This window comes from Pseudoflavonifractor sp. 524-17, assembly GCF_009935845.1.
Lineage (GTDB): Bacteria > Bacillota > Clostridia > Oscillospirales > Oscillospiraceae > Pseudoflavonifractor_A.
Genome location: NZ_QWEK01000006.1, coordinates 234,915 through 244,987 on the forward strand (window position 1 = coordinate 234,915; position 10,073 = coordinate 244,987).

Genomic DNA, 10,073 nt, shown 5'->3' on the forward strand with positions numbered 1-10,073 from the left:
CCGGTAAAGAAAGTGGCGGGGAAACATGCGGTTCCCTTGGCTGCCGGACTTTACCGGTTTTCCAGCGCTTCGGCTATAAAAACGGTGACAGGAGGGGGAATATGGGCAGAGCGGCGTGTATCATGGTGCAGGGGACCATGTCCGGCGTAGGGAAGAGTCTGCTGTGCGCGGGCCTGTGCCGCATTTTCCGGCAGGAAGGATACCGGACCGCCCCCTATAAAAGTCAGAACATGGCGCTGAACAGCTATATCACCCGGCAGGGGCTGGAGATGGGCCGGGCCCAGGTGGTGCAGGCGGCGGCGGCGGGGATAGAGCCCGACGTGCGGATGAATCCAATTTTGCTCAAGCCCTCCAGCGATACCGGCAGCCAGGTGATTGTCAACGGGGAAGTCCGGGGGCAGATGGCGGCGGCGGAGTATTTCCGGCACAAGCGGGAGCTCATCCCCGAGGTGCTGGCGGCCTACGAGAGCTTGGCGGCGGAGTACGATGTGATTGTCATCGAGGGAGCGGGGAGTCCGGCGGAAATCAACCTGCGAACGGATGACATTGTGAACATGGGACTGGCGGAATTGGTGGATGCCCCGGTGCTTCTGGCGGGGGACATCGACCGGGGGGGCGTGTTCGCCCAGCTGTACGGGACGGCGGCCCTGCTGGCGCCCCAAGAGCGGAGCCGGATCAAGGGCCTCATCATCAATAAGTTCCGGGGGGATCTGGAGATTCTGCGTCCCGGCCTGGACCAGCTGGAGGAGCGGACCGGCCTGCCGGTACTGGGGGTAGTGCCCTGGCTCCATGTGGACGTGGACGACGAGGACTCTTTGGCCCCCCGGCTGAGCCGGGCGGGGGAGAAGAAGCCTATCGACATCGCGGTGATTCGCCTGCCCCGCATCTCGAATTTCACGGATTTTTCCCCCCTGGAGCGCCACAAGATACTGGGTGTGCGCTACGTGGAGCGGCCTGCCGCTCTGGGCCGGCCTGATCTGGTGATTCTCCCCGGTACCAAAAGTACGATGGCGGATTTGCTGTGGATGCGGGAGACCGGCATGGAGGCGGCGGTGGGGAAGCTGGCCTCGGCGGGGACGCCTGTGCTGGGTGTATGCGGCGGCTATCAGATGCTGGGGGAGAGCCTGGAGGACCCGGAGGGGATCGAGGGGGGGCCCGCCGTCCTGCGGGGGATGGGCCTGCTCCCTGGCAGGACGGTGTTTCTGCCCCGGAAAACCAGAACCAGAGTGACTGCCCTGTGTGAGGCGGGCCCCCTGGCAGGAGCGCACCTGGAGGGGTATGAGATCCACATGGGGGAGACGCGAAACAATGCCCGGCATTTCTGCCGTTTGGCGGAGGGACGGGAGGACGGCTGCTGGCAGGGGGAGGTCTTTGGCACCTACCTCCACGGCCTGTTTGACAGCGGCGAGTTGACAGAGCGGCTGATCCGGTGGCTGTGCCAGCGAAAGGGATTGGACGTGGAGACGGTGCAGCCGGAGTCCTGCCGCCAGTACCAGGAGCGGCAGTATGACCTGCTGGCAGACGGGGTGCGGCGGGCGCTGGACATGGACGCGGTCTATCGGATACTGGAGGAGACGCGATGAGCGAGCGGAGAAAACCCGGCGAAATTGAACGGGCCAGCATGGCCATCATTGCACAGGAGCTGGCGGAGCGGGGGATTACCCTCCCGGCTGAGACAGAAGCGGTGGTGAAGCGTGTAATCCATGCTACAGCGGACTTTGACTATGCAAAGTCTATGCGCTTTACACAAGATGCGGTAGAACAAGGCGTGGCTTTTCTCCGCCGGGGGGGCATGATTGTGACAGACACCAATATGGCGTGCTCCGGCATCAGCCGGCCTACGCTGGAGAAGCTGGGGGGCGCGGCGGTGTGCTTCATGGCGGAGCCGTCGGTGGCTCAGGCGGCCCAGGCACAGAATACCACCCGGGCGGCGGTGTCCATGGAGCGGGCGCTGGCGGAGTATCCCGGGGCGGCGCTGGCAGTAGGGAACGCCCCTACGGCGCTGCTGTGCATTGCGGAACAGATCGCGGCGGGCGCCCGGCCGGCGCTGGTCATCGGCGTACCGGTGGGATTCGTCAATGTGGTGGAGAGCAAAAAACGCCTGCTGGAGGTATGTGAGCGGTTTGACGTTCCGGCGATTGTATCCCTGGGGCGCAAGGGGGGCAGCACCGTAGCGGCGGCTATCTGCAACGCGCTGCTGTACACGGCGGCGGACGCCCTGGATCCCAAGGCTCGGGGCTGGCAGTGAAGGGCAAGCGTCAGGGTCTGAACGGGCACAAGGGAAAAACGGCAAAATTGGGAGAAAAATTTTGGATAAACCGTTGACTTTTCCGTAGATTCATGGTAGCATATCAGTTGCGTTTATAACGACTCTTCCCGTGGGAGAAAGAGGTGAACAGAAATGAAGGAAGGCATTCATCCCAACTATGAACAGACTACCATTCGGTGCGCCTGCGGTAATGTGATCGAAACCGGATCCACCAAGAAGGACATCAAGGTTGAAGTTTGCTCCAAGTGTCACCCCTTCTTCACCGGCAAACAGAAGATGGTGGATACTGGCGGACGTGTCAGCCGCTTCAATAAGAAGTTTGGTCTGGATCAGAAGTAAGTTTCCGCTCAAAAACCCGTACCGGTTCCGGTACGGGTTTTTCCATATTTGTCAGGCATATACTATAGAGTTAGGAGGAATGATTATGTTTCAAGCCATGGATCCCAAAGCGCTGGATCAAAACGTCTTTTCCATGCTGGCCGATCAGTGGATGCTGATCACTGCCGGCACACCGGAGCACTGCAATACCATGACCGCCTCCTGGGGCGGGCTGGGCGTACTGTGGAACAAAAATGTGGCCATGTGCGTGGTCCGTCCACAGCGGCACACCCTGACCTTTCTGGAGGCTGGGGATACCTATACCCTGGCCTTTTTTGGGGAGGAGCAGCGGAAGAATCTGACGCGGTGCGGTAAGGTGAGCGGCCGGGAGGTGGATAAGGTCAAGGAGTGCGGTTTTACAGTCGCTGCCGCCCGGAACGGCGCCCCCTATTTTGAGGAGGCACAGCTGGTGCTGGTGTGCCGGAAGCTGTACTGGCAGGACCTGGAGGGCAGTCATTTCCTGGATAAGGAAATTGATAAGGCGTGCTATCCGGAGCGGGACTATCACAGAATGTTCATCGGAGAGATTGTGGAGGTCCTGAAAAAAACCTAGGAGCCTCCCGGCTATGGAGGAAGTATGACAGAAGACAAGACAAAAGAGGAAATCAACCGGGCGGTGCTGGTGGGGCTGTCTGCCCACTGCCTGACGGCGGAGGAGAACGCCACGGAGCACACCCTGGAGGAGCTGGAGGATCTGCTGGAGACGGCGGGGGGCGCCTGCGCCGGGATGGTGCTGCAAAACAGGGACGCCCCCGACCCGCGCACCTTCATTGGCGAGGGCAAGCTGGCGGAGGTACGGGAGCTGGTGGTCAACGGCGGGGCGGATATGGTTATTTTTGACAACAACCTGTCCCCCTCCCAGCAGCGGGTGCTGTCCGAGGAGCTGAAGGTGCAGGTACTGGACCGGTCCGCCCTGATTCTGGATATCTTTGCCCAGCGGGCCCGTACCCGGGAGGGCCGGCTCCAGGTGGCCCTGGCCCAGTACCAGTACCTGCTGCCCCGGCTCACCGGAATGTGGGGCCATCTGGTACGGCAGACCGCCTCCGGGGGCAAGTCCCCCATCGGCACCCGGGGCCCCGGCGAGACCCAGCTGGAGACCGACCGCCGGCATATCCGCCGCAAGATTGCCAAGCTCAAAGAGGAGCTGGAAAATGTCCGCCGGGTGCGGGGGGTCCAGCGGGAGCGCCGGATCAAAAACGAGGTGCCGGTGGTGGCCATTGTGGGCTATACCAACGCGGGGAAGTCCACCCTGCTCAACAAGCTGACCGGGGCGGACATCCCCGCCAATAACCGTCTGTTCGACACATTGGACACCACTACCCGCACCCTGGAGATTTCCGAGGCCTGTACCGTGCTCATTTCAGACACGGTGGGCTTTATCTCCAAGCTGCCCCACCATCTGGTGGAGGCATTCAAGGCCACCCTAGAGGAGCTGTCCTTTGCGGATCTGCTGCTCCACGTCATTGACGCTTCCAACCCGGAGTGGCGGGAGCAGGCGGCGGTGGTGGAGAAGCTCATCCAGGAGCTGGGGGCGGCGGAGACCCCCCGGATCGATGTGTTCAATAAGTCGGACCGGTACACCGGGGATATCGTGCCCCATGGGGCGGACATTGTGTCCATATCCGCAAAGACCGGCCAGGGGCTGGATAAGCTGTGTGCCATGATTGGGGAGCGGCTGGACACTGGGGCCCGCCGGGTGACCATTCATCTGCCCTATGAACAGGCAGGCGCGCTGGAGACGCTCTATCAGGAGGCCAAGGTGGAGCGGGTGGAGTACGCCGGCACCATTCAGGTGACGGCGGTGTGTACCCCTATTCTGCTGGGCCGGCTGAAAGCGTATATTGTGGAGGGTTGGACGCCGCCCAAGGAATTTTGGGAGGATTAGAGAGATGGAGCTGGAGACAAGGCGGCTGATTCTGCGCACGTTCACTGAGGAGGACGCGGCGGATTTTTACGCCTACTGCAAGGATCCCCGGGTGGGTCCGGCGGCAGGGTGGACGCCCCATGAGAGCGTGGAGGAAAGCCTGGCAGTCATCCGTGATTTCCTGGAACATCCAGGGACCCTGGCCGTCACCCGGAAGGGAGAGGGAAAAGTGATTGGCACCGCTGGCTTTGTGGGCCGGCACCGGAGGGAGCTGCCTGGCCCAGACGACGAGATCGGCTACTGCCTCAGCCCGGCATACTGGGGCCAGGGGTTCATTCCTGAGGCGGTGGACGCTCTGCTGGCCTGCGGCTTTGAGAACCGGGGGCTGAACACCATCTGGTGCGGCTACTACGACGGCAACCAAAAGTCCAGCCGGGTGGTGCGCAAGTGCGGCTTTACCTACCGCTTTACACGGATACAGAAGGTTCCCAGCTTAGGGGATGCCGTCCGCCTGGCCTACTGCTGGGCCATGACCCGTCGGGAGTGGGAGGAGCGGACCAAGGCGCAACACATATAGAAAGCGGGTGAGGCAGAGTTGACAGCGTACTATATTCCCACCGTCCCCTCGGAGACGGAATTTACGGAAAAGCGATCCCGCTTTATCGGCCATGTGTGGCGGGTGGAGGAAGAGGCCCAGGCCCGGGCCCATATTGAGGCCATGAAGAAGCAGTACCACGACGCCCGGCACAACTGCTGGTGCTATATCATCCGGGAGGGGGGCGTGGTCCGTTACTCCGACGACGGGGAGCCCCAGGGGACCGCGGGCCAGCCCATGCTGGGGGTCTTCCAGAAGGAGGGGATCACGAACGTGTGCTGTGTGGTGACCCGGTACTTTGGCGGCGTATTGTTGGGGGCCGGGGGACTGGTGCGGGCCTATACCCGCTCGGCCAAGGATGCCTTGGATGCCGCTGGTGTCTCCCAGGTCCGCCGTTGGGTGGAGGTGGCGGCGCCCTGCTCCTATGCCCTGTTTGAGCGGGTGAAGCTGGAGGTGGAGGGCCAGAACGGCGTGCTGGGAGAGACAGAGTACGCCGCCGGTGTGGTGGTCCACGCCCTTCTGCCGGAGGAGCGGGTAGGGGATTTCCAAGCCCGGGTCACCGAGCTCACCGCTGGCAAATCCGCGGTCCAGGTGGTGGGGGAGTCCTTCCAGGCCGTGCCATTGGGCCGTGGGAAAGGGCCAGTTTGAAAATTCTGAAAAATTTTTCACGGAAAAGAAGGATTTTCGCAGAGAAAAAGGTATATAGTAGATAGGAGTGTTTTTGCCGGCCGGTAATAGGGAAGGGAGGCTGGGCAGTTGACCGCGAAAGAACAGACCCAGCAGTGGGAGCGCAGAACTTTATCGCCCCGCGCCTGCCTGTCAGAGCAGTCCCGGGGCCGGGCCCGGCCGCTGAAGCCCTGCCCCATGCGGACAGACTTCCAGCGGGACATCGACCGGATTGTCCACTGTAAGGCATTCCGGCGGCTGATGCACAAGACCCAGGTCTTTCTGGCGCCGGAGGGGGACCACTACCGCACCCGCATGACCCACACTCTGGAGGTCAGCCGCATCGCCCGTACCATCGCCCGGGGCCTGCGGCTTAATGAGGATCTTACCGAGGCGGCGGCCCTGGGCCACGACCTGGGGCACACCCCCTTCGGCCACGCTGGGGAGCGGGTGCTCAACGAGATTATGGAGGGGGGCTTTGCCCACAATATCCACTCGCTCCGGGTGGTAGAGCGGCTGGAGAACCAGGGGATAGGACTCAACCTGACCTGGGAGGTGCGCAACGGCATCCTCTGCCACACCGGTCCGGATGAGGCAGGCACTTTGGAGGGGCAGATCGTCCGTCTGGCCGACCAGATTGCCTATATCAACCACGATATTGACGACGCCATCCGAGGGGGCATCCTCTACCCCATGGATATCCCTCTGTCTGCCTGCCAAGCCCTGGGCTTCACCCATGGAGAGCGGATCAACACCCTGACCGCAGACGTGATTGCGGCCAGCCGGGACAGCGAGAGGATTTGTCAGTCAGAGCCCTGCCGGAAGGCCATGCAGGACCTGCGCAGCTTTATGTACCAGTCGGTATATTATAACCCTGCGGCCAAGGGAGAGGAGACCAAGGCACAGGACATGATACACCGTCTGTTTGAGTACTATCAGAAGGATCCGGACAAGCTGCCGGGGGAGTACCAGGAGATCCGGATCCAGGAGGGCACAGACCGGGCGGTGTGCGACTATATCGCGGGGATGACGGACAAATATGCGGCAGAGCAGTTCGTTGGCATCGCCATCCCCAGGGGATGGACGGTGAAATAGACAGGAGGCGGGAGCATGGCCATTCCGGAGCAGTTTATTGATGAGATCGTGGCCCGAAATGAAATCTCCGATGTGGTCTCCTCCTATGTCCACCTGACCCGGAAGGGAAACAATTTATGGGGTCTGTGCCCCTTTCACAACGAAAAAACACCCTCCTTCTCCGTGGCGCCGGAGAAACAGATTTATTACTGCTTCGGCTGCGGCAAGGGAGGGGGCGTCATCAACTTTATTATGGAGATAGAAAACCTCACCTTTGTGGAGGCGGTGCGCCTGCTGGCCCAGAGGGCAGGGTTGGAACTGCCGGAACAGGGGGAGAATGAGGGATACCGGCGGCGCAAGGAGCGCCTGCTGGCCCTGAATAAGGAGGCGGCCCGCCTTTTTCACCAGACGTTAAAGTCCCCCCAAGGGGCGGCGGGGGCAGAGTATTTGTTCCGGCGGCGGGGTCTGTCCCCAGGGATTGTGACCCGGTTTGGCCTGGGGGTGGCGCCGGCGGGGTGGAGCGCCCTGCTGGAGGCCATGGCGGAAAAGGGATTCACCAAGCGGGATCTGCTGGACGCGGGTCTGGCGGTGGACAATCAAAAGGGCAGGGTGTATGACCGCTTCCGCAGCCGGGTGATGTTTCCCATCATCGATCTGCGGGGGGAAATCATCGGCTTCGGCGGCCGGGTGCTGGACGACGGCACTCCCAAATATCTCAACTCGCCGGATACGGTTATTTACAATAAGAGCCGGAACCTGTTCGCCCTGAACCTGGCCAAAAAGTCCAAGCTGGGACGGATTATTTTGACAGAGGGGTATATGGACACTATCTCCCTCCATCAGGCGGGGTTTGACTGCGCGGTGGCCAGTCTGGGCACGGCCCTGACCCAGGAGCATGCCCAGCTCCTGGCCCGGTACACCAAGGAGGCGGTGATCGCCTACGACGGGGACGGCGCGGGGGTGAAGGCGGCCCAGCGGGCTATCCCAATTCTGGAGAAGACGGGAATCAGTGTAAAGGTCCTCCAGATGCGCGGGGCCAAGGACCCGGATGAGTTTATCAAAAAGTTTGGCCGGGAGGCATTTGGAAAGTTGCTGGACGAGAGCGAAAACCACATTGAGTACCGCCTGGGGCAGATCCAAAAAAAGTACGACCTGGCGGACGATGTCCAGAGGGTGGAATTCCTGCGGGAGAGTGCGGCCATGCTGTCCACGCTGCCCAGCCCGGTGGAGCGGGAGATCTACGGCGGCCGGGTGGCCGCCCTTGCAGGCATTACCCCAGAGACCATGGCCCAGGAGGTCAAGCGGGAGTTCACCCGCCGGATGAAGCAGGCCAAAAAGCAGCAGGAGCGCAAGGATCTCACCCCTGCGGCTCAGCTGCAGCCCAAGGCCTATGGAATGCGATACACCAACATGCGCTCCGCCCGGGCGGAGGAGGGGGTGCTGCGGCTGCTCCTGTTGGAGCCGGCCCTGTTTTCCTCTCTGGGCGGATTGACTGCGGAGCAGTTCTCCGCGCCGGTGCTGGGGAAAATTTATGACCTGCTGTGCCGCCGGGCGAGAGAGGGGCGGAGTCTTCAGCTGGCCGCCCTGGCCGGGGAGCTGTCCCCGGAGGAGAGCAGCCATCTGGCCGCGATTCTGGGCCAGCCGGAGTCCCTGGCCAACAGCCAGCAGGCCCTGGCGGACTACATAGCCACCATACAGACCGAGGCCGTCAAGCGGACCGGGGAGAGCGGAGAGGACTCCATCCGGGCGGCCTGGGAGAGGTACAGAGAAAAAAAAGCCTACGGAGGATGAGCACATGAGTGACAAGAAGGTTATGGGCACAAAGAGCGAAAAGGTAAACGCCCCCAGCGAGGCCCAGATTGAGGCCGGCCGCCTGGAGATCATGAAGGTAGTGGAGGGCGTACCTGGCGCGGAAAAGCTCAGTGAGCTCATCGAGCGGGGGAAAAAGAAGGGCAAGCTCTCCGCCAGCGATCTGATGGACGTGCTGGAGAATATGAACCTGGAGAGCGACCAGATGGACAAGATCTACGATACCCTGGAAAATCTGGGGATCGACACTGCTGGGGAGGATTATCTGCCTGACCTGAACGATGATACGGTGCCCCCCATTGAGGAACTGGAGGAGATCCCCGAGGAGGAGATCGTAGATCCTAACACTCTGGTGGACGCTTTCGGCATTGATGACCCGGTGCGGATGTATTTAAAGGAGATTGGCAAGGTAAATCTGCTCACCCCGGATGAAGAGGTACAGCTGGCCCAGGACATGGGCGCCGGAGATGCGGCGGAGGAGCAGTGGAAGGAAATTGAGCGGGCCCGTGCCGCCGGGGAGGACTATCCCCTTACCCCGGAGGAGGAAGCCGCCATCAAAAAGGCCATCAAGCGGGGCAAGGCGGCAAAGCAGCGCCTGGCGGAGGCAAATCTCCGCCTGGTGGTATCTATCGCCAAACGGTACGTGGGCCGGGGTATGCTCTTTTTGGATTTGATTCAGGAGGGAAATCTGGGCCTGATCAAGGCGGTAGAAAAGTTTGACTATGTAAAGGGATTTAAATTCTCCACCTATGCCACCTGGTGGATCCGTCAGGCCATTACCAGGGCCATTGCCGACCAGGCCCGCACCATCCGTATCCCTGTGCATATGGTGGAGACCATCAACAAGGTCATCCGGGTGTCCCGCCAGCTGCTCCAGGAGCTGGGCCACGACCCCAGCCCCGAGGAGATCGCCGCCGAGATGAATATGCCGGTGGACAAGGTGCGGGAGATTCTGAAAATCGCTCAGGAGCCGGTGAGTCTGGAGACCCCCATCGGCGAGGAGGAGGATTCCCATCTGGGGGACTTCATCCCCGACGAGGACGCGTCAGAGCCCTCTGAGGCCGCCAGCTTTACCCTGCTGAAGGAGCAGCTGGTGGAGGTGTTGTCCACCCTGACCGCCCGGGAGGAGAAGGTGCTCAAGCTCCGCTTTGGGATTGAGGACGGCCGTACCCGCACCTTGGAAGAGGTGGGCAAAGAGTTCAATGTCACCCGGGAGCGCATTCGCCAGATTGAGGCTAAGGCCCTGCGCAAGCTCCGCCACCCCAGCCGGAGCAAAAAGCTCAAGGACTTTCTAAATTGAAAAAATGGAAAAGGAACACCTCCAAATGGCTTGGAGGTGTTCCCAGCCTGTCGAAAAAGTCTGCCCTTCGGCAGACTTTTTCATATAAACGAGGTAAAATAGAGCAGGGTGAGAAAAA

At 61.3% G+C, this 10,073-nt stretch carries 10 protein-coding genes; all 10 read left to right on the forward strand.

Annotation, left to right across the window (positions count from 1 at the left end; genetic code table 11):
- Positions 1-101 precede the first annotated feature (101 nt).
- The 10 genes from D1159_RS02320 (at position 102) to rpoD (ending at position 9,955) form a co-directional block, all read left to right on the forward strand.
- The gene (locus D1159_RS02320; RefSeq protein WP_161844071.1) at positions 102-1,583 is read left to right on the forward strand and encodes a cobyric acid synthase; all 1,482 of its coding nucleotides are present in this window, start codon (positions 102-104) and stop codon (positions 1,581-1,583) included.
- The gene (locus D1159_RS02325) at positions 1,580-2,248 is read left to right on the forward strand and encodes a precorrin-8X methylmutase (protein WP_161844072.1); all 669 of its coding nucleotides are present in this window, start codon (positions 1,580-1,582) and stop codon (positions 2,246-2,248) included. The genes D1159_RS02320 and D1159_RS02325 overlap by 4 nt, the downstream gene beginning before the upstream one ends.
- 153 nt (positions 2,249-2,401) lie before the next feature.
- A complete protein-coding gene (rpmE, locus tag D1159_RS02330) occupies positions 2,402-2,608 on the forward strand; it encodes a 50S ribosomal protein L31 (protein WP_161844073.1) in 207 nt (68 codons plus the stop codon).
- Between the two features lie 85 nt (positions 2,609-2,693).
- The gene (locus D1159_RS02335) at positions 2,694-3,200 is read left to right on the forward strand and encodes a flavin reductase (protein WP_161844074.1); all 507 of its coding nucleotides are present in this window, start codon (positions 2,694-2,696) and stop codon (positions 3,198-3,200) included.
- Positions 3,201-3,224: 24 nt separating this feature from the next.
- On the forward strand, positions 3,225-4,532 hold the full coding sequence (gene hflX / locus D1159_RS02340) for a GTPase HflX (protein WP_161844075.1): 1,308 nt from the start codon (positions 3,225-3,227) through the stop codon (positions 4,530-4,532).
- A 4-nt stretch (positions 4,533-4,536) separates the two neighbouring features.
- Positions 4,537-5,088, forward strand: a complete 552-nt coding sequence (locus tag D1159_RS02345; RefSeq protein ID WP_161844076.1) for a GNAT family N-acetyltransferase — start codon at positions 4,537-4,539, stop codon at positions 5,086-5,088.
- 18 nt (positions 5,089-5,106) lie between these two features.
- A complete protein-coding gene (locus D1159_RS02350) occupies positions 5,107-5,754 on the forward strand; it encodes a YigZ family protein (protein ID WP_161844077.1) in 648 nt (215 codons plus the stop codon).
- A 108-nt stretch (positions 5,755-5,862) separates the two neighbouring features.
- Positions 5,863-6,867 (forward strand): deoxyguanosinetriphosphate triphosphohydrolase, encoded by a 1,005-nt coding sequence (locus tag D1159_RS02355; RefSeq protein WP_161844078.1) that lies wholly within the window; start codon positions 5,863-5,865, stop codon positions 6,865-6,867.
- A 15-nt stretch (positions 6,868-6,882) separates the two neighbouring features.
- Positions 6,883-8,637 carry a DNA primase gene (dnaG, locus tag D1159_RS02360; protein WP_161844079.1) on the forward strand — a complete coding sequence of 585 codons (1,755 nt, stop codon included), beginning with the start codon at positions 6,883-6,885 and terminating at the stop codon, positions 8,635-8,637.
- A gap of 91 nt (positions 8,638-8,728) precedes the next feature.
- On the forward strand, positions 8,729-9,955 hold the full coding sequence (gene rpoD / locus D1159_RS02365; protein ID WP_161844102.1) for an RNA polymerase sigma factor RpoD: 1,227 nt from the start codon (positions 8,729-8,731) through the stop codon (positions 9,953-9,955).
- Positions 9,956-10,073: the final 118 nt, after the last annotated feature.